The 16,550-nt window shown below is 53.4% G+C and carries 23 protein-coding genes, 1 tRNA gene and 1 pseudogene; 23 read left to right on the forward strand and 2 right to left on the reverse strand.

From position 1 onward, the window contains the following. The first annotated feature begins 427 nt into the window (after positions 1–427). Positions 428–1,270 (forward strand): annotated as a pseudogene (locus G5193_RS12590) (DUF932 domain-containing protein). Between the two features lie 100 nt (positions 1,271–1,370). Here G5193_RS12590 and G5193_RS12595 read toward each other — a convergent pair. After that, entirely contained in the window at positions 1,371–1,721 is a 351-nt protein-coding gene (locus tag G5193_RS12595; RefSeq protein WP_098983717.1) for a helix-turn-helix domain-containing protein, read from the reverse strand. A gap of 232 nt (positions 1,722–1,953) precedes the next feature. On the opposite strand from G5193_RS12595, the gene G5193_RS12600 reads away from it, so the two are divergent. The 21 genes from G5193_RS12600 to G5193_RS12700 all read left to right on the forward strand — a co-directional run bounded on the left by G5193_RS12600 (position 1,954) and on the right by G5193_RS12700 (position 15,090). Then, positions 1,954–2,277 (forward strand): hypothetical protein, encoded by a 324-nt coding sequence (locus G5193_RS12600; RefSeq protein ID WP_244365580.1) that lies wholly within the window; start codon positions 1,954–1,956, stop codon positions 2,275–2,277. A gap of 12 nt (positions 2,278–2,289) precedes the next feature. After that, the gene (locus tag G5193_RS12605; RefSeq protein ID WP_076362367.1) at positions 2,290–2,739 is read left to right on the forward strand and encodes a hypothetical protein; all 450 of its coding nucleotides are present in this window, start codon (positions 2,290–2,292) and stop codon (positions 2,737–2,739) included. A gap of 82 nt (positions 2,740–2,821) precedes the next feature. Continuing rightward, on the forward strand, positions 2,822–3,169 hold the full coding sequence (locus tag G5193_RS12610) for a YkvA family protein (RefSeq protein WP_124240617.1): 348 nt from the start codon (positions 2,822–2,824) through the stop codon (positions 3,167–3,169). Between the two features lie 19 nt (positions 3,170–3,188). Then, positions 3,189–3,614: a DUF2787 family protein gene (locus tag G5193_RS12615; protein WP_421206124.1), complete on the forward strand. Its 426-nt coding sequence runs from the start codon at positions 3,189–3,191 to the stop codon at positions 3,612–3,614. 10 nt (positions 3,615–3,624) lie between these two features. After that, positions 3,625–4,053: a hypothetical protein gene (locus G5193_RS12620; RefSeq protein ID WP_421206125.1), complete on the forward strand. Its 429-nt coding sequence runs from the start codon at positions 3,625–3,627 to the stop codon at positions 4,051–4,053. Next, positions 4,028–4,330 carry a hypothetical protein gene (locus tag G5193_RS12625; protein ID WP_421206126.1) on the forward strand — a complete coding sequence of 101 codons (303 nt, stop codon included), beginning with the start codon at positions 4,028–4,030 and terminating at the stop codon, positions 4,328–4,330. The genes G5193_RS12620 and G5193_RS12625 overlap by 26 nt, the downstream gene beginning before the upstream one ends. Positions 4,331–4,421: 91 nt before the next feature. Next, positions 4,422–4,919 (forward strand): RadC family protein, encoded by a 498-nt coding sequence (radC, locus tag G5193_RS12630; protein WP_421206127.1) that lies wholly within the window; start codon positions 4,422–4,424, stop codon positions 4,917–4,919. Beyond that, a complete protein-coding gene (locus G5193_RS12635) occupies positions 4,916–5,107 on the forward strand; it encodes a hypothetical protein (RefSeq protein WP_421206128.1) in 192 nt (63 codons plus the stop codon). The genes radC and G5193_RS12635 overlap by 4 nt, the downstream gene beginning before the upstream one ends. A gap of 24 nt (positions 5,108–5,131) precedes the next feature. Further along, entirely contained in the window at positions 5,132–5,470 is a 339-nt protein-coding gene (locus tag G5193_RS12640) for a hypothetical protein (protein WP_421206129.1), read from the forward strand. Positions 5,471–5,637: 167 nt separating this feature from the next. Next, positions 5,638–6,144, forward strand: a complete 507-nt coding sequence (locus G5193_RS12645; protein WP_421206130.1) for a hypothetical protein — start codon at positions 5,638–5,640, stop codon at positions 6,142–6,144. Further along, the gene (locus G5193_RS12650) at positions 6,144–6,359 is read left to right on the forward strand and encodes a hypothetical protein (RefSeq protein ID WP_421206131.1); all 216 of its coding nucleotides are present in this window, start codon (positions 6,144–6,146) and stop codon (positions 6,357–6,359) included. Before G5193_RS12645 ends, G5193_RS12650 begins: the two co-directional genes overlap by 1 nt. After that, positions 6,356–6,718 carry a hypothetical protein gene (locus G5193_RS12655; protein ID WP_042050506.1) on the forward strand — a complete coding sequence of 121 codons (363 nt, stop codon included), beginning with the start codon at positions 6,356–6,358 and terminating at the stop codon, positions 6,716–6,718. The genes G5193_RS12650 and G5193_RS12655 overlap by 4 nt, the downstream gene beginning before the upstream one ends. Positions 6,719–6,801: 83 nt before the next feature. After that, positions 6,802–7,344 carry a hypothetical protein gene (locus tag G5193_RS12660; RefSeq protein ID WP_421206132.1) on the forward strand — a complete coding sequence of 181 codons (543 nt, stop codon included), beginning with the start codon at positions 6,802–6,804 and terminating at the stop codon, positions 7,342–7,344. A gap of 1 nt (position 7,345) precedes the next feature. Then, complete coding sequence (locus tag G5193_RS12665; protein ID WP_421206133.1) at positions 7,346–7,687, forward strand: hypothetical protein; 342 nt, start codon at positions 7,346–7,348, stop codon at positions 7,685–7,687. Positions 7,688–7,717: 30 nt separating this feature from the next. Beyond that, positions 7,718–8,014, forward strand: coding sequence for a hypothetical protein (locus G5193_RS12670; protein WP_421206134.1), 297 nt, complete (start codon positions 7,718–7,720; stop codon positions 8,012–8,014). A gap of 89 nt (positions 8,015–8,103) precedes the next feature. Then, a complete protein-coding gene (locus tag G5193_RS12675) occupies positions 8,104–8,418 on the forward strand; it encodes a hypothetical protein (protein WP_124240607.1) in 315 nt (104 codons plus the stop codon). Positions 8,419–8,420: 2 nt separating this feature from the next. After that, on the forward strand, positions 8,421–8,813 hold the full coding sequence (locus G5193_RS12680; protein WP_421206135.1) for a type IV toxin-antitoxin system YeeU family antitoxin: 393 nt from the start codon (positions 8,421–8,423) through the stop codon (positions 8,811–8,813). A gap of 199 nt (positions 8,814–9,012) precedes the next feature. Then, entirely contained in the window at positions 9,013–10,524 is a 1,512-nt protein-coding gene (locus G5193_RS12685; protein ID WP_421206136.1) for a site-specific DNA-methyltransferase, read from the forward strand. Positions 10,525–10,535: 11 nt separating this feature from the next. Then, positions 10,536–13,244, forward strand: a complete 2,709-nt coding sequence (locus tag G5193_RS12690; RefSeq protein WP_421206137.1) for a DEAD/DEAH box helicase — start codon at positions 10,536–10,538, stop codon at positions 13,242–13,244. Between the two features lie 64 nt (positions 13,245–13,308). Further along, positions 13,309–14,358, forward strand: a complete 1,050-nt coding sequence (locus tag G5193_RS12695; protein ID WP_421206138.1) for a restriction endonuclease — start codon at positions 13,309–13,311, stop codon at positions 14,356–14,358. A gap of 63 nt (positions 14,359–14,421) precedes the next feature. Next, positions 14,422–15,090: a UPF0149 family protein gene (locus G5193_RS12700; protein ID WP_421206139.1), complete on the forward strand. Its 669-nt coding sequence runs from the start codon at positions 14,422–14,424 to the stop codon at positions 15,088–15,090. A gap of 196 nt (positions 15,091–15,286) precedes the next feature. Here G5193_RS12700 and G5193_RS12705 read toward each other — a convergent pair. Continuing rightward, a tRNA-Ser gene (locus G5193_RS12705) sits at positions 15,287–15,374 on the reverse strand. 197 nt (positions 15,375–15,571) lie between these two features. On the opposite strand from G5193_RS12705, the gene G5193_RS12710 reads away from it, so the two are divergent. After that, complete coding sequence (locus G5193_RS12710; protein WP_042084194.1) at positions 15,572–16,321, forward strand: DsbA family protein; 750 nt, start codon at positions 15,572–15,574, stop codon at positions 16,319–16,321. Positions 16,322–16,550 lie beyond the last annotated feature (229 nt).

The following is a 16,550-nucleotide window of genomic DNA, read 5'->3' on the forward strand; positions in this document are numbered from 1 at the left end:
AGTTGAAGAAGTTTAAATAGTTAGTTGAATTTCCATGTGAAACATGAGGTTGCGTACTCTCTGTGACGAGAGAAGGAAAATGCCCCTCTCACTGCCTATGGAGGGACATGTGAGCCGCCCAAGGGATGCGCCGGTAAGGATCTAACTTGGTGATGCCGCTCAATCTGACCAGTTCGAGGTCGCTTCACATGTATGTCCATCCTGTCCAAATTGACATACCGGCTATAGCTGCATTCACCAGGGGCTCACTGGCATTTCCAGAAAATCTCAGACCTATATCACCCAGATGAATTGGCACAGGTCTTCACCTAGAGGGCACATTCGCACCTTATCGATGCGATGGCCTACGTAGGGCAAAACCTGGGCATGGCCTGTGTCATTTATTGTCCCCCAACCATCTCTCGATATCTGGCAACAAGCAGCTGGGATGGACTGGGGCATCGAACAAAGCGATGTGCTCTACAATGTCACCTCAGATGCACTGCATATCCGCCCCTTTACGATGAGTAAAGTCCTTTACCGCTCCGATACGCAGGCTCCACTCTCGGTGGTCTCCAAACGTTATAATGTGGTACAGCCTCACGAGGTATTGCATTTCTATCAGGATTTGGTGCAAGCAGGTAGGTTTGAATTAGAAACAGCAGGCGTATTAAAAGGAGGGAGAATGCTGTGGGCATTGGCCTGGATGGGCCAGGACATGAGACTAAACGGCAGCGACACCGTGAAATTTTATTTATTGTTGGCGACCAGTTGTGATGGAACGCTCTGTACCACTGCTCAATTTACCTCTCTGCGGGTGGTTTGTAATACTAAATTACAGATGGCACTCAATGATAAAGCCGACGCAATTAAAGTGCCCCACTCAACTAAATTCAACCCGGAATATGTCAAAGAGGTGCTAGGTCTTGGTTTAGCAAACTGGGACCTGTTTCAACGCAATATACATGAGCAGAGTCATCGCTCAGTCTCTCCTGCTGAAGCTATTCTTTTCTTCAGTGACCTGATTAATGACCCGACAGATGATGACGGCAACATTGCTCTGAGTCGTCCTACCAAGAAATTACAGTAACGCTCCCAAGGCACAGGAGTGTGCTCAGACTTTGCCAGTGACAAAAATACTGCTTGGGGCTTAGTTAATGCTGTAACGGAATATGTCGTTCATCATCATCTTGCTCGCAGTCAGGATAAGCGACTTGATTCAGTCGGGTTCGGCCAAGGTGCTCAGCTAAAATACCACGCCTTGGAACAGGCACTCACGTTACTACAATAATTGTGTTTCTCTTTATTCAACCAGTATAACAATCCTCACCCGGATTGGCTGATGCCAGTCCGGGTAAGGAGATTTATGCCATCGACGTTGTCTCATTCATTTACTTTGATTGGGTAAATCGCGTTACAAGACGATTAATGGTTTCCAGCAGCAAGGTCCGGTCGGCATCATCAAGTTGTGCCAATTGCTGGCTCAACACAATGCCCTGCTCGGTGGGACGGTTGCTAGTCTCACGCAGAAAGTCCGCCAGCTCACAACCAAACAGTTGAGCGAGTTCAGCCAACCGCACTACGGTCGGCACCACAATTCCACGCTCCATCCTAGAGACCGCTTCCATACCGATATTGAGGTGTTCAGCCACCTGCTCTTGGGTCAACCCAGCTTGGCTGCGCTGACGTCCAATCGCTTTACCCACATTTTTGGCCAGTTGTTTCAAGTCGATGTCCGTCATAGCCCCTCCAATCGACCCACATGGTCAATCATGAGCCCATTGACGATAAGGACTCAAAAAGGCGAATATCACCCCAAAAGGTCTTTTGTCGATGTGATGCGATAACCGCCAAGGCGACCCGTGTACGTCATCCAGGCAACACAGGTTGCCCATGGCCGGAGGTTCATGCCTCGTTTAATACCCCACTACTCATGCCCTTTTCACACTCACTACATTAACCAAGGAGAAAATCATGATCCGTTACCCCATCATTGCCACCCTCTTTTTACTGGCTGCCACCATTCATTCCCTCTGGACCGGAGGTTCCCCCCAACTCGGGGTATGGGGGCATCTCTGGTTCTTTGTGTTCGGTTCACTGTTCTCGTCCTTGGGGATGATGGCTGGCGAACTCTTTCGCCGCTTCACTCAGCCTGACTTGTTGCTGGCTGACGGTGCACAGGAGATGTTCAAGAAGAAGCTGTTTTGGAAAATGGGTCCCCAGCTCATTGGGGGCGTCGTTGGCTACATCGCTGCAGGCGGCTTTTTACAAAATGTGTTGGGTTACTACGTTGGATGAGGAGCATTAACCATGAAAAAATCTTGGATCACGTTGACGGCCATACTGCTGTGCAATAACGCCCTGGCCTATGGCGAGGCCGGTCGCTGGAGCAGTGGCTGGGGTCAGGGCACCAGCGAATACACAGCGGTGGTCAATGAGCAGAACCATCTCTATATCGCCTGTAGTGACACCCGCAAGGTCAGCATGGCGGCTACCGTTCAGGGCAAGGAGTATGGCTCTTATGCTGGGCAGGCTTTCTCCATCATCGTCGATGGCAGCCAATACGACGCGCCCTATGAGACTGCTTCCCGTGTCGGTGAGAACAATTTCTTCGACATGTGGGGGAAGCTGCGTAAGGCCAAGTCGATCCGCATTTTGACTGCTGACGGTAAGCAGCTCGCACTGCCGATCAAAGAGGTGGCCTCTGTGCTGCCCGCCACCAATACCCCCGAGTTTGACTGCTTGATGTGGGACCAATAGTTCACGCCCATTTCATCCCAGAGGAGGCATTTGCCTCCTCTTTTCATTTCCGCCATTCACCCACCCGTGAAGGAGACACACTATGCCACCCTGCATTCCCCCCGAATGCGAGCCATTCGATCACCCAGGCTTTTGGCGAAAACTTTGGGCCTTTGCCAAACGTGCCGGTCGGCCCTTTATCGAGACCTGTCTGTTGCTCTACTACACCAGCCAGAAGGATGATCTGCCGCTTTGGGCCAAGCTCCTGATTTACAGTGCGCTGGCCTACTTTATCTCGCCCATCGATGCCATTCCGGATGTGTTGCCGATGGGGCTCGCCGATGACATCGCGGTACTAAGTGCAGCACTCGCCAGCATTACCGCCTTTATTGACGCCCAGATCCGTGCCCGTGCAGCCAGAAAAATGCGCGAGCTGTTCGGCGACGTTTAACCCGTTCAAGGAGTACACCATGACTATTCCCTTTTTCCGGGACGGCTTTGCCCTACCCGTTGCCCAAGCGCTGCTCACGTTACTCAGTCAGGAGGTTGCCCATCTCGGCCTCAACCTCGAGCGCCTGACCCAGCTCACCTTCAACTTTCGCAGTCCCACCTACAGCCCCGAGCAAGGAGGGGCTCACCCCGTCGAGATACGTCTGATACGCGGTCTTGATGGCTGGCTGTTCGATTACGTCACCGACTTCAGCTATCAGGGGCTGGGCCAGGATGCCGAGCTCTGCAAGGAGCTCGACTTCAACCTCTCCTGCGACGAGCACTATCTGCAAGGCTGGGGGCCACTGCCCGGCGTGGAAGCGCGGGAACTGTTTGCAATGTGGCAGAGCAATTTCATTAGCTACGCCCAGTTGGGGTATTTCACCATCACGGTCAGCGGGGAGTAGGAGGTGTGTGATGACTAACGAACTGCCGCTATCTCACTATTCACGCCAGTGGCTGGGGCTGGTCGCGGCCAAAGCCAAGCTGCAGCCAACTCGCCAGGGCGAGCGCTGGTTGCTGCACCTGACTCCTGGTAGCCCAAACACCCGCTCCGTCACGCTGCACTTACGTTGGTCTGGCGTGCAGTGGCAACTGCTCTCCCTCACCAATGCCGAGGACTGGCGCACCATGAGCCAACCCGTGGATGAAATCTGTGTGGACCCCACTCGTCGCTGTTTCTGGCGCTGCCAAGCAGGACCCGTCCCACTCATCGACCAGCCCCGTGTACTAGGGAGCTTTCTGAGCGACCTGCAGCGAACCTGCATCCACCACGGTTATTGCGTAGAGAGTGACCCCTTACCCCAAGAGGAGGCACACGATGCCCAAGCAACCGATAGCCGTTGAACTTGAAGCAATCAATCGAGAGGGGGAAACGCAGGTGGTGCGTGACAGTGGCCTGACCGTGCACGGCTACAGCGTCTACCTGCGGGCGGTAGAGGCCAATGGGTTGGCACTGGCCACCTGGGTAGCAGACTACGAAACCATCGGCCCTGCCTATGAACTGGCGGAACGGCTGAGCCTCGCACTGGCTATCCCGCTGAACGTGTTGGTACCGGAAAACCTGATACCAGTGAAGCGTGAACCCGCAGCCACGGCAGGCCTCATCACAACGGACTGCTGAACTACCCTGAAAGAGAGCCAACAACCTCTCTACCTTTGACCCCGACATGCTTCATGCGTGCCGGGGTTTTGTTTATTTGGAGAATTCCACCATGCGTTACCACAAACTCAAAGCCGGGGAATGCCCCGGCACCTATGTCGTCACCGAACCGGTGACAGAGCAAGACCTGCTGCGTATCGCCAACCAGATTGCCCGCAAGCGTCTGGCCAAAGGTACCGCCATCACCAGTACTACCGAGGCCGCCGAGCGGCTGCAAACCCTGCTACAAGACCGGGAGCACGAAGTGTTTGGCGCACTGTTCCTTGACTCCCAGCATCGCGTGCTGGCCTTTGAGGAGCTGTTTCGCGGCACCTTGGACTGCGCCAGTATCTACCCACGAGAGGTAGTCAAGCGGGCCATACTGCTTTGCAGTGCCTCGATTATCGCGGTCCATAATCACCCCAGCGGTGACCCAGAACCCAGCCACTCAGACCGGGTATTCACCCAGGCCCTCAAAGAGGCCTTGGCCCTGGTCGATGTACGATTACTCGACCATCTGGTGGTCGGTGCCGAAGGCGTAGTCTCGATGGCCGAAAGAGGTCAGCTATGACTCTAACCCCAGGCAAAACCCACCTCACCGCCCTCGATATCCTCATCGAGCTGCGCTGTTGGCTGGCTGACAACGTCGAGATGCAGGCCGAGCCTGCCATCGTGGCTCACATGTCTAACGGTTACCTGCTCACCCAGAGCGATTGTGTCGAGGCCATTGATGCGTTGCTCTATCAGCTACGCCATTAGTCGCGCCAAGAAGAGACAAACACCATGCGATTACCTAACCCCTATACCCTTGAGGATACCCTCGAGAAGCTACGCCATGGCCTTGCTACCGCCTGCAACGAGGATGCGCAGGTATTGTTGGAAAAGGCCGTCACCAAGGCCCGTGACGACAAGGTTTATGCCAAGCAGTTTGAAGAGATCTTGCTGCAGGGCTCCACCATCGAGATCCGCGAGTGTCTCAGTTGCTTTGGCGACTACTTCGAGCGATCCCGAGACGCACCGCCCTATTACCCGCACCACGATGCCGTCAACGGCATTGATTGTGCGCTCTACGCCATCCTGTTCGATGCGGCTCACCCAGACGCAGCGCGGGCACAGAAATAACATGTATACCGATCGCCGGATAACATGCATGCCGATCACGTTTCCACCCAATAACCCGGATTATCAGACCAGGATCATCAGGTCCAACACCATGATCCGGATATTCCGACACAACCCACAGGGCCACCTCACTGCAGGTGGCCTTTTGCATTTCAAGGAGTCATCCCATGTCTGCCTTCATGATCGATCGCAAGGACTACCTTACCTTTGCCGTTCAATTACACCGCTTTTGCAATGCCCCAACGCCACCACACTACACCCTGGAGCTGCTGCGCTCCCTCTGGTTGATACCGCCAGCAGACACGACCAGTACCTGGACGTGGCGGGTAGACCGGTTGGTACGGTTGATGATGCTCGCCAACCGGCGGGCAGTCTGGCATCGCTATCAGTTAGGACGCCAGCAAGAGCAGAAGGAACCACGCCAGCACAGCTCGACCAAGCTGGGACAGATTAAACCTGCCCACCGTTACCACCAGGCACCACTCACCGATAGCGAGCTGGTTGCCCTCTACAAATTCACCTGCTGCGCCCTGTACCAATCGAGTGAATGGAGCGGGAGCCCCGAGCAGGCTCCCCGGCTGGTGAAAGTGATACAGCAGTTGCAACAGGCTCTCGCGCAAGACGTGCTGACCCGGTTGTCACTGTGGGAGCAAGCCCCCTGGGGAGAGATGTGATGGCTCTCTCCATCACCCTGACGGTGACAAGCTCACCACCGAGCTCAACGGCCCACCTGGCTCAACGCATCGCCGATGACATGGCACACCAGCATCACCGTCTGGGGGATGGAGTCAGCGATGAACTGGGCATCAGCATCAGTTACCTGGTCGAACAGTTTGCGCTGCTGGCAGCGGCTTACCGTTCACCTGCAGAAAGAGAGAAACACCCATGATCGAATTCAACGATAGCTTCACTCAGGTCGCAGTCGCTCAGGCAATGAGCGCACATGGCGATTTGCATCGGCTCATTACCTATCAGCTCACCTTCCCGAAGTGGGCACACGACTATGACGAGACCGGCAAGCGCACTGGCCCCGACAAGATCAAGCCAGTGCCAACGATGCACAAGACCACGCTGTTCGTGAGTCCACTGGACATGGTGGACAACCTGCCCCGCGAGATTAACTTTGCGTGGTGGGAGCGTGAGTGCAACGACCTCGGCTATCCCGTTGGGGAGTGGCGACGCACCATTGTGGGTGCCTACGTCAACCACGGCAGCAACGATGCGCCGGATTGGAGTAGCCACACATGACCATGACAACGCCGACAGCACACATATGACCCCATGCAGCCCCTCACGCCGAGGGGCTGTTTGCATTTGAAGGAAACCCCACCATGCATGACTTACGTGATTACAAGACTCTGTCCGCCCGACAACTCACCGCCGCTATCGGCCAGCTCAACCACAACACTGCGCCGAAGATAATGACCCACCTGGTATTGCGGGCCAGACAGCCGCCCCCGCTAGGTAATGGCCGCAACAGAGCCAAGGCACTCAAGTTGCTGCGCCGGGTCAAGAAGGCTCTGAAGGTAGGGCTTATCCCGCTTGAGCTCACCGTGACGGGTTGCCGCATCGACCGTGGTAGCCATCAGGCTGACCGTTACTACTACGACCGCACGCTGCTGGCCCAGGGCTGGCAGCAATACGACACCGAGGAAGATGCTTGGTACTTCGGGATATGGATTCACACCGAGAAGCTGGAGACCTTTACCTACGCCGAGGGGGATACCAGCCATGTAATTGCACCGAACGTCGAGGCGTTTCGTGCTGAATTGGCGCGGCTCTACCAGTACCACCCGCAAGCCCCGGCGTTTATCAGCATCGACCCGGAAGCGGGCGTTGTGACCCACCACTTTGAACGCAAGCCGGAGGTGTGAAATGGCTAAGAACATCACCATCAGAGTCCCCGGCAAACATCCGCGAACCGGTGAGCTCACCACCTTTGAACTCAAAGGCCAGCGCATGGATATCGACATCGGTGGGCAAGCTGTGCCCTTCCTCATTCACGGGAGGGGCATCGGCACCTCACTCACCCATATCCCGAGTGGCTATCGCATTGCACTACTCGGTGGCTGGCTCACCGCGCGTTACGCCATACCTGAGAATAAGCCCAGCAGAACAGTCTGCGCCCAGATGGCCATAGACCGGCTGGTAGCCCAGTACGGCTCGCGGCACCTGCTGGACAGACTCAATTGCAAGCCGGTTATCAATCAGCTGTAACGCACAGCCCAGACAACAAGGAACCGCTCAATGACTAACCTCCTACCTGCAACAACGAACCCACTGGCAGGCCATTCGGTGATGCAGATGCTGGATGTCGCCATGAGTTCCATCATCGGCGATTACGATGACGCAGACCTGGTGCCGGAATGGCAATGGGTCAAGCGTATGGCCTCCCATGAACATGTCGGTGTGAAGGATGACTCCGCCTATGAGTACACCTTGAATCTGGCCATGGAGCTCGATGCCATCCCGCCAGCACTGCAACCCTTGCTCACTGCTGCCCAGCAGACCGGTGTGAACTACATCCTGTTTTACAACGGCTAGCCACCGCGACCATCTCATCGCTCATCCACAAACAGCATAAAGGGCCAGCCCTCACAGGCTGGCCCTTGGCATCATTGGAGTCACTGAACATGACCCGTCTTATCACTGGACTCGAGGTGCATCGCTATGCCCCCGAACTTAACACGTTGCATCTGCGCAACCGGCAAACGTTACCCGCTCCCGGCATCACCACCATCAAAGAGGCCAAAGCCCGCCTGTTTAGCCGCTGGCAGCCAGGGCATCAGATAACCATCACCGTGAGCCATCCGGACTACGTCAATCTCTCCCGGCTCTACCGGGGGCGACTGGCAAGCCTGACAGACCTCCCCGAGCACCTGACCAGACTACGCCAGCGCCACAACGTGCCAGGCACCATCATCCACACCCAATTGAGGTATCGCTAATCATGACCACGACAACCACACACACCAACAACCAACACCCCGTAGCGCCAGACCACCCCACTAGGATTTTTGCACAGTGGGGCTTGCCCCATACCGTGACGCCCCGCTTTGGCGCTCGTCTCATTCAAGAGCATCACCGGCTGCACTTTTTGTCAGATCGGGCCTCATTGATTGGTGAATGGGAGGAGGAGCCTATCGACCAGCTTGAATCTGTTTTCCCGGCCATCATCAAGGAACTGGAAAACAAACTGCTGACCGGCGAGCTGGATGCCCGCTGTCAGCAACGTATCACCTTCCATCACAGCGGTTTCACCTGCGAAGCCGATACCCTCGGTAGCCATGGCTATGTCTATATCGTGATTTACCCTGCGACAAGGATTAACCGCGAGGCATGACCACGCATCCGCTTGTGGTAACCTTTTTGCACCTACTCGTCCGTGATAAGTGTGTAGGCCGTGGGGAAGGCCAATACGTGGCCTTCCCTTTGTTTTTTATGACCTTAACCAGGGCGGTATCATCACGCCCTGAACCTGACTGACTCCAACTTTTCCGGTATCATGCGTGCCATGTTTCATTAGAGAGCAAGATACCGACATGCCATTTTTGGATTGGGTAAATAAGAATCAGGCCAGGGCAATCAGCACCCAAGTGCCGTACCACCTGCTGCAAAAAGAAGCCGAATTTGGCACCCCATCAGAGAATTTGGTGATCCAGGGCGATAACCTGTTGGCTCTGCGCGCGTTGATGCCCCTCTATGCTGGTCGCGTCAAGTGCATCTTCATCGACCCGCCTTACAATACCCAATCAGCCTTTGAGCACTATGATGACAAGCTGGAACATAGCCAGTGGCTCTCTATGATGTATCCACGTCTGGTGCTATTACGGGATTTGCTGACTGATGATGGCAGTATCTGGGTTACGTTGGATGATAATGAAGCCCATTACATGAAAGTTATGATGGATGAGATTTTTGGAAGAAATTGCTTTGTCACAAATGCTGTGTGGGAGAAAGCCGACTCACCAAGAAATTCAGCACGTCAATTCTCATCTGATCATGATCACGTACTCGTATATTCAAAAAATACCGACTGGCAACCCAATCGACTTCCAAGAACTGTCGAGTCTAATTCTATTTACACAAACCCGGACAATGATCCACGGGGCCCGTGGCTGCCTGGCGACCCTTATGCAAACAAACCATATTCTAAAGGCTTGTATTCAGTGACCGGCCCGACTGGGAGGGTATTTTCACCACCACCTGGTAGATATTGGCGTATTTCAGAGGACAAGTTAAATGAATTAGACCTAGACAATAGAATTTGGTGGGGACCTAAAGGGGACGCGAGACCCAGTATAAAGAGGTACTTGTCGGAGGTTTCTGATCTTGTACCTCGAACACTCTGGAAGCGAGATGATGTGGGTAGCAACAGAACATCAAAAAATGAGATGAGGTCCCTTTTCCCGGATGAATCCTCTTTCAGCACGCCCAAACCAGAGGCGCTACTCAAGCGAGTCTTGTTGCTTGGCACAAATGTTGGTGACTTGGTGCTGGACTCATTTTTAGGCTCAGGTACTACTACAGCCGTTGCCCACAAAATGGGGCGTCGCTATATCGGTATCGAAATTGGCGAGCATGCCACGACCCACTGTATTCCACGCCTGCAAAAAGTGATTGAAGGCGAACAGGGAGGGATATCCCAAAGCGTTGAGTGGCAAGGTGGCGGTGGCTTTGGTTTCTATACCCTGCATCCCGAGCCGGTATTTCAAGCCAATGGCCAAATTCGTCCTGACATCAAATTTGAACCGCTGGCGGCCTATATCTGGCATATGGAAACTGGCGTGGGCAGCAGCCAGACCATGGACTCACCATTGCTTGGCGTGCACAACGGCATCGCTTACTACCTCCTTTACAACGGTATTTTGGGTGACCGTCGTCCACAAGGAGGGAATGTGCTCACTCGCCCCATACTGGCCTGGCTGCAAGCTGAGTACCCCCATGATGGCCCTAAAGTGATTTATGGCGAGTCGATCCGGATCGGTGAAGAGCGCCTGGCTCAGGCCAATGTGACCTTCAAACAGATCCCCTATGATGTCGTCTTGCGCTAACGAGGTATCCCGTGACTTTTTCGCTTAAGCATTATCAAGAACGCGCTCTCAACTCCTTACGTCATTTCTTTGGCCAACTGGCAAATCAGGCTGACCTGCACAAGGTGTGGCGAGAGCAGCCGTTCCAGCAGGAGTTTATCGCTCGAGGTGAACCGACATTGCCCTATCAGGACAAGGCATTTGGAGATGTGCCTTGTGTCTGCCTGCGGTTGCCAACTGGGGGCGGCAAGACCCTGCTGGCAGCCCATGTCATTGGCGACGTGTCACGCCATTACACCTTTAATGAAGCGCCCGTAGCCCTCTGGCTCGTGCCCTCTGATGCTATTCGTGAGCAGACCCTCAAGGCCCTGATGAACAAACAGCATCCCTACCGCCAGTCACTTGACCAGCGTTTTAACGATAAGGTTCGGGTCTGCACATTAGAGAGCCTTGCTACTGTCGGGCCTCATGAGGTTGGCACCAATGCGATCATTGTGGTGGCAACTATTCAGGCATTTCGTGTGGCCGATACCACACAGCGCAACGTCTACTCCTTTGACGAATCACTGATACACCATTTTACCGACGTCACAAGCACACTGATGCCGGGGCTAGAAGTGGTCACAGAAGCAGACCTCTTTGCTCAGCCTTTTCTCACTACGGCAGATCTTGGTCGCGTCAAAGCCTCGTTGGCAAACTGGCTGCACTTGCACAAGCCGGTAATCATCGTTGATGAGGCACACAATAGCCGCACTCAAAACAGTTTTGAAACGCTGAAGCGCTTTAACCCCTGCGCCATCGTTGAGTTGACCGCGACTCCGGTTAAAGGCTCAAACGTGCTCTATCACGTTAGTGCCCAAGAGCTGAAAAATGAGGAGATGATCAAACTCCCGATCATGCTGGTCGAACATGTGACTGGTTGGCAGGATGCTGCCCGTGATGCCATCTTGAGGCAACGTCAGCTGGAAACCCTTGCCCAGAAGGAGCCGGAATATCTGCGTCCTATCGTGTTATTCCAGGCAGAACCAAAGGGTAAAAGTGTAACGGTCGAAGTATTGGCCCAACATTTAGAGACCGTAGAGAAGATCCCCAAAGAGCAGATCGCTATTGCAACCGGCACACAGAAAGAGCTGGATGGTGTGAACCTTTTTGATCCCGCATGTCCGGTTCGTTACGTCATTACAGTTGAAGCTCTCAAAGAGGGTTGGGACTGCTCCTTCGCTTATATCCTGTGCAGTATGCAAGAGTCGCGCAGCGCTAAAGATGTAGAGCAGTTGCTCGGGCGAGTATTGCGGATGCCATATGCCAAAGCTCGCAAGCACCCCGAACTCAATCAGGCCTATGCACACATCACTGCACGCAGCTTTGGTGAGGCGCTGCACAGCATCCAGGATAATCTGGTCAATAACATGGGCTTTGATCCGATGGATGCTGCTTTGGCACTCCAGTCACAGCCAGCGGGGAACAACAACCTTTTCAACGATGAAAGCGATGGCACTGGTGGGGCCGCCCCCAGCCAGCCGTCCATGAGTGTGCCGTTGCCAGTGATGCCGCAAACTCCCGTACCGGCAGAGCTACAGGACAAGATCGAAATTCGCCCTACTCAAAGCGGATCGACTGTATTGATCCATGGGGAGATGACGCAAGAGGTTGAGGATTTCATTCTAACTGGTGTGCCCAAAAAGCATCAGGCGATGGTGCAGCAGCGAATGGAGCAGGAAAAGGCCCGCCATGACGCCCAGACCAGCCCAAGTGCTCGAGGTGTTTTATTCCGTCAACTGCCGCTACTTTGCTGGCGTGATAACGGTTTTGCTTCCCTTGCTGATGCCGAGTTGTTTGAAGAGTTCAGTAACTTTAATTTGCTGAATGAAGCGATCGAACTGCCTTATTTTGCGGTTAATGAGCAGGCAAAATCCTGGGCATTGGATATGGAGCGTGGTCGGCTGTCATCAAGCTTTGTTTCGGCCACACAAATGAATCTAAACGGCATCCAGTCAGCCAATACGGAACAGGACTTGATTGGATGGCTTGATAGCCAGTTGCGTCAACCCAACGTGTTCCAGCGCGATATGCAGGCCTATTTGACCCAGATGCTGGCCTACCTCACCCATACCCGCAAAATCACACTGACAGCGTTAATACGTGGCAAATTTCAACTCGCCGATGCATTGCAACGAGACATTCTTGCTCGCCGCAAACGAGCTGGTGAAAAAGGCTTTCAGCAAGAGTTGTGCAACATGGAAGCGGCCAAAGTTGACGATGGCATGGAGTTCTTTTTTAACTTCAAGCCGCAGTACTATGCTGGGCGCCCACCTTACTACAAGGGCACATACCGCTTCCAAAAGCACTATTACGGTAGTGCTCTAATACATGACCTGCGGGAAAAAACCTCTGCTGGTAAATGGGCTGAAGAGTTCTTGTGTGCACGTGCAATCGATGAGCATCCCAAGGTAAAACATTGGGTTCGCAACGTAGAAAAAGAGCCTCGACTCTCTTTCAAACTGCCTGTTGCTGGTGGCTATTTCTATCCTGATTTTGTGTGTGAATTGACGGATGGTCGTTTGCTAGTTGTCGAATACAAGGGTCAACACCTGCAAGATAACGCGGATAGTCGGGAGAAAGCAGCAGTTGGAGCACAATGGGAAAAAACCAGTGATGGCCAATGCCTTTTCTTGATGGCAACAGCAGACCACAATGGTGCTGACGTTGTTGCTCAGCTGAATAGGAAGATTGATAACTGAAAAGATAATGCGCCTTATTAAGGCGCATTATCTATTGTCGTAATTAACAATCGAGAGCAATGACATGGAATTGTGGCTAACAAGAGCGGGTTCTCATGGTGAGTTTGAGCAGAAATTTTTGGAAGAAGGACGAATCTATCTTAACTGGGGCGATCTTACAGCTAACTTATCACAGCTAGAAGACCGTACGGAGTTGCTCGCGCTACTGGAACGAACCTATCCAGACGAGAAGGCAAAACGCCTGATAAACCATTGCAGTCAGATTTGGCCTTTTGCCAAGGTTATGGAAATAGGTGATTGGGTTGTGCTTCCTTCCAAGCGGCAACCGGTGATTTATGTTGGCCGTATAACGAGTAATTACGTCCACGAACCAGTAGGCCCTGCCCCCTATTATCATTGGCGGTCCGTTGAATGGTTCGGCCAAGAAATACCGAGGTCTCATTTCGGTCAGGATTTGCTCTATAGCTTTGGGGCATTCATGACCATATGCCGAATTCATCGCAACCATGCATTGTCTCGTCTTCAAGCGATGGCTAAACAAGACTGGCAGCCAGAAACAACCAGCTCTTTAATGCAGGCAACTACAACCCCCCAATTAACCAACGATGTTGCATCTGATGAAGAACAGGGTGAATACAATCTAGCCGACCTAGCAAAACAGCAAGTAGTGCGCCTCATTGAATCACGATTTAAAGGACATGAGCTTACCCGCTTAGTTGCGGCAATTCTGAAAGCACAAGGTTATACCGTGTGGCAGAGCCCGGCAGGTGCTGATGGGGGAGCGGACATACTTGCAACAAACGGGATGCTGGGTTTTGGTAACCAGACAATCTGCGCTGAGGTTAAATCCGGGGTCGGTACTATCGACAGACCAACCGTCGACAAGCTTTTAGGCGCTATGTCTAAGTTCAACGCAAACCATGGCTTATTTGTAGCATGGGGTGGTTTCAAACAGCATGTACAAAAGGATATGGCCAACTGCTTCTTCCGGCTGCGTCTTTGGTCTCAAGATGAACTATTAGAGCAGTTGTTTTCGGTCTATGAAAAATTGGACGACGAACTAAAAGCTCAATTACCTCTCAAACGGGTGTGGACTGTTGTACCAGATGAATAAGAATACAGAAATCTACATCTGAATTTCACAGATTCAGCAAGTAACCATCCGGATAATCAAATCATGCAACCGATTGAAATTTTGAGTGATGAAGAATTCGATGAGCTGGAAGCGCTGCTGGAGCGCTACGGCAGTGAAAACAGCATTGCCTCTATGTCGATGCTCGATGGCTTTTTGACAGCGGTGGTCTCTGGTCCCCACCTCATCATGCCGAGCACCTGGCTCCACGCAATCTGGGGTGGTGAGCAGGATCAACCCGAGTGGCAAAGCGAAGTCGAACTGGAACGCTTTATCGACCTAGTGATGCGCCACAGCAACGACATTGCGACCACGCTGACCTATGCGGCAGAAGACTATTTCCCGGTGGCACCGGAGTTTGAACGACACGGTGAGTGGCTTCCGCTGATCCACGACTGGTGTGGTGGTTACCTGGGGGCGATTGAATTGGCACCATGGCCAACGCTACCGGCTCCGGAAGCTGCTGCACTGGCGATGATCAGTGAACCGCTGGAGAAGATGCCTACATCGCTGGAAGCGCTCAGCAATGAACATCTGCAAGAGCAAGCCACCAAGGCCCGCTTTGCTGCTCGTATCCTTCATGCCCACTTTCTGGCGCAACGAAGTGAACGCCCGGCACGTTCTCAACCAGTGGTGGCACCCATCAAGATTGGCCGTAACGAGCCGTGCCCCTGTGGCAGCGGCAAGAAGTACAAGCAGTGCTGTTTGCACTGACCAACAAAATAGATAACAAGAGAGGGCCAATGGCCCTCTCTTGTTTTGGGTAACTTGAGGGAGGCGTGGCAATGAACTGTCCAAAGGAGTGCTATCAAGGGGTAGGACAGCCAACACCTAATGGCATACTCACTGGCATACCAAAAATCTCAGATACAAAAAAGCCCAACCGAATCAATCAGTTGGGCTACATAGATGGCGGAGGAGGTGGGATTTGAACCCACGGATGGTCGCCCATCGCCGGTTTTCAAGACCGGTGCATTCAGCCGCTCTGCCACCCCTCCGCAGCAGTGCGGCGAATATTACCATGCTGATCCGGCTTGTAAATCCCCGTCCGGTTTGATTGCTGGTTAATTGCGCGAAATGACATGAAAAAGTGGCAGTCAGGGCGCATCAAGCGCTTTTTTGGCCAGATAACTTGACTTGAAAACAGACTCAACCACTATAGTGGCCTCTATCATATCCTCTGCAAGATAACGTTATGACTATTAAAAATGCCCTGTTTTGCGCGCTGGCTGGCGTGACCCTGCTGGCGACGCCGGTACATGCAAGCGAGCTGACCAAAAGCGATGTCGAGCAAATCGTTCGCGACTATCTGGTCAAGAATCCCGAGATCCTGGTTGAGATGTCCAATGCCCTGCGTGCCAAGCAGGAGAGCCAGCAGGCCGAGAGTGACAAGGCGCTGATCAAGGCTCACTCCAAGCAGCTTTATGCCAATCAGGATCCCGAGATGGGGAATCCGAAGGCATCTCTGACCATTGTGGAGTTTTTCGATTACAACTGCGGTTACTGCAAGCGTGCCCATCCGCTGGTCAAGCAGCTGATGGCGGAAGATAAAGATATCCGTTACATCTACAAGCAGTTCCCCATTCTGAGCGAGTCCTCCTACTTCGCAGCCCGTGCTGCGCTGGCGGTCCAGCTGGGTCAGCCTGACAAGTACCAGGCGTTCCACGAGAAGCTCTATACCCATCAGGGCCCGCTCGCTGATGAAGCACAGGTCAAGCAGTTGGCTGTGGCGGCCGGTGTGGACTGGAGCAAGGTGGAGGCCAAGATCAAGGATGGCAGCATTGACCAGAACCTCGGTACCAACCGTGCGCTGGCTGAAGCGCTCGGTATCTCCGGAACCCCGGCCTTCATCATCGGTGATCAGATCCTGCGCGGTGCCCCCCGTGATCTGGCCAGCCTGAAGGGATTTATCAAGGACGTGCGTGCCGGCAAGAGCATTCAATAAGCGGTTGTCATGGTCGAGGGCCCAGCGCCCCGGCCAGATACAGAAAGAGGGTCGGTATCACTACCGGCCCTCTTTTTTATTATGTCCTTTGGCACAAGTGGTCGTCGCGAAAGGACCATAACAACGTGCTCAGGACCCGGCCTGTTGGCCTCAGTAACAAGTATTAGCAGAGTCGTTCGGAGTCGATTGATAAATATTTCGCCTCGCAGAGGTGTGTCATGAGCATTGC

Source organism: Aeromonas sp. 601027 (assembly GCF_049174455.1).
Classification (GTDB): domain Bacteria; phylum Pseudomonadota; class Gammaproteobacteria; order Enterobacterales; family Aeromonadaceae; genus Aeromonas; species Aeromonas veronii_A.

What these genes read in the sequence shown, in the direction of transcription:
- G5193_RS12595 (WP_098983717.1), bottom strand. Translation starts at nt 1,721, where the DNA reads ATGACGGACATCGACTTGAAACAACTGGCCAAAAATGTGGGTAAAGCG.
- G5193_RS12600 (WP_244365580.1), top strand. Translation starts at nt 1,954, where the DNA reads ATGATCCGTTACCCCATCATTGCCACCCTCTTTTTACTGGCTGCCACC.
- G5193_RS12605 (WP_076362367.1), top strand. Translation starts at nt 2,290, where the DNA reads ATGAAAAAATCTTGGATCACGTTGACGGCCATACTGCTGTGCAATAAC.
- G5193_RS12610 (WP_124240617.1), top strand. Translation starts at nt 2,822, where the DNA reads ATGCCACCCTGCATTCCCCCCGAATGCGAGCCATTCGATCACCCAGGC.
- G5193_RS12615 (WP_421206124.1), top strand. Translation starts at nt 3,189, where the DNA reads ATGACTATTCCCTTTTTCCGGGACGGCTTTGCCCTACCCGTTGCCCAA.
- G5193_RS12620 (WP_421206125.1), top strand. Translation starts at nt 3,625, where the DNA reads ATGACTAACGAACTGCCGCTATCTCACTATTCACGCCAGTGGCTGGGG.
- G5193_RS12625 (WP_421206126.1), top strand. Translation starts at nt 4,028, where the DNA reads ATGCCCAAGCAACCGATAGCCGTTGAACTTGAAGCAATCAATCGAGAG.
- radC (WP_421206127.1), top strand. Translation starts at nt 4,422, where the DNA reads ATGCGTTACCACAAACTCAAAGCCGGGGAATGCCCCGGCACCTATGTC.
- G5193_RS12635 (WP_421206128.1), top strand. Translation starts at nt 4,916, where the DNA reads ATGACTCTAACCCCAGGCAAAACCCACCTCACCGCCCTCGATATCCTC.
- G5193_RS12640 (WP_421206129.1), top strand. Translation starts at nt 5,132, where the DNA reads ATGCGATTACCTAACCCCTATACCCTTGAGGATACCCTCGAGAAGCTA.
- G5193_RS12645 (WP_421206130.1), top strand. Translation starts at nt 5,638, where the DNA reads ATGTCTGCCTTCATGATCGATCGCAAGGACTACCTTACCTTTGCCGTT.
- G5193_RS12650 (WP_421206131.1), top strand. Translation starts at nt 6,144, where the DNA reads ATGGCTCTCTCCATCACCCTGACGGTGACAAGCTCACCACCGAGCTCA.
- G5193_RS12655 (WP_042050506.1), top strand. Translation starts at nt 6,356, where the DNA reads ATGATCGAATTCAACGATAGCTTCACTCAGGTCGCAGTCGCTCAGGCA.
- G5193_RS12660 (WP_421206132.1), top strand. Translation starts at nt 6,802, where the DNA reads ATGCATGACTTACGTGATTACAAGACTCTGTCCGCCCGACAACTCACC.
- G5193_RS12665 (WP_421206133.1), top strand. Translation starts at nt 7,346, where the DNA reads ATGGCTAAGAACATCACCATCAGAGTCCCCGGCAAACATCCGCGAACC.
- G5193_RS12670 (WP_421206134.1), top strand. Translation starts at nt 7,718, where the DNA reads ATGACTAACCTCCTACCTGCAACAACGAACCCACTGGCAGGCCATTCG.
- G5193_RS12675 (WP_124240607.1), top strand. Translation starts at nt 8,104, where the DNA reads ATGACCCGTCTTATCACTGGACTCGAGGTGCATCGCTATGCCCCCGAA.
- G5193_RS12680 (WP_421206135.1), top strand. Translation starts at nt 8,421, where the DNA reads ATGACCACGACAACCACACACACCAACAACCAACACCCCGTAGCGCCA.
- G5193_RS12685 (WP_421206136.1), top strand. Translation starts at nt 9,013, where the DNA reads ATGCCATTTTTGGATTGGGTAAATAAGAATCAGGCCAGGGCAATCAGC.
- G5193_RS12695 (WP_421206138.1), top strand. Translation starts at nt 13,309, where the DNA reads ATGGAATTGTGGCTAACAAGAGCGGGTTCTCATGGTGAGTTTGAGCAG.
- G5193_RS12700 (WP_421206139.1), top strand. Translation starts at nt 14,422, where the DNA reads ATGCAACCGATTGAAATTTTGAGTGATGAAGAATTCGATGAGCTGGAA.
- G5193_RS12710 (WP_042084194.1), top strand. Translation starts at nt 15,572, where the DNA reads ATGACTATTAAAAATGCCCTGTTTTGCGCGCTGGCTGGCGTGACCCTG.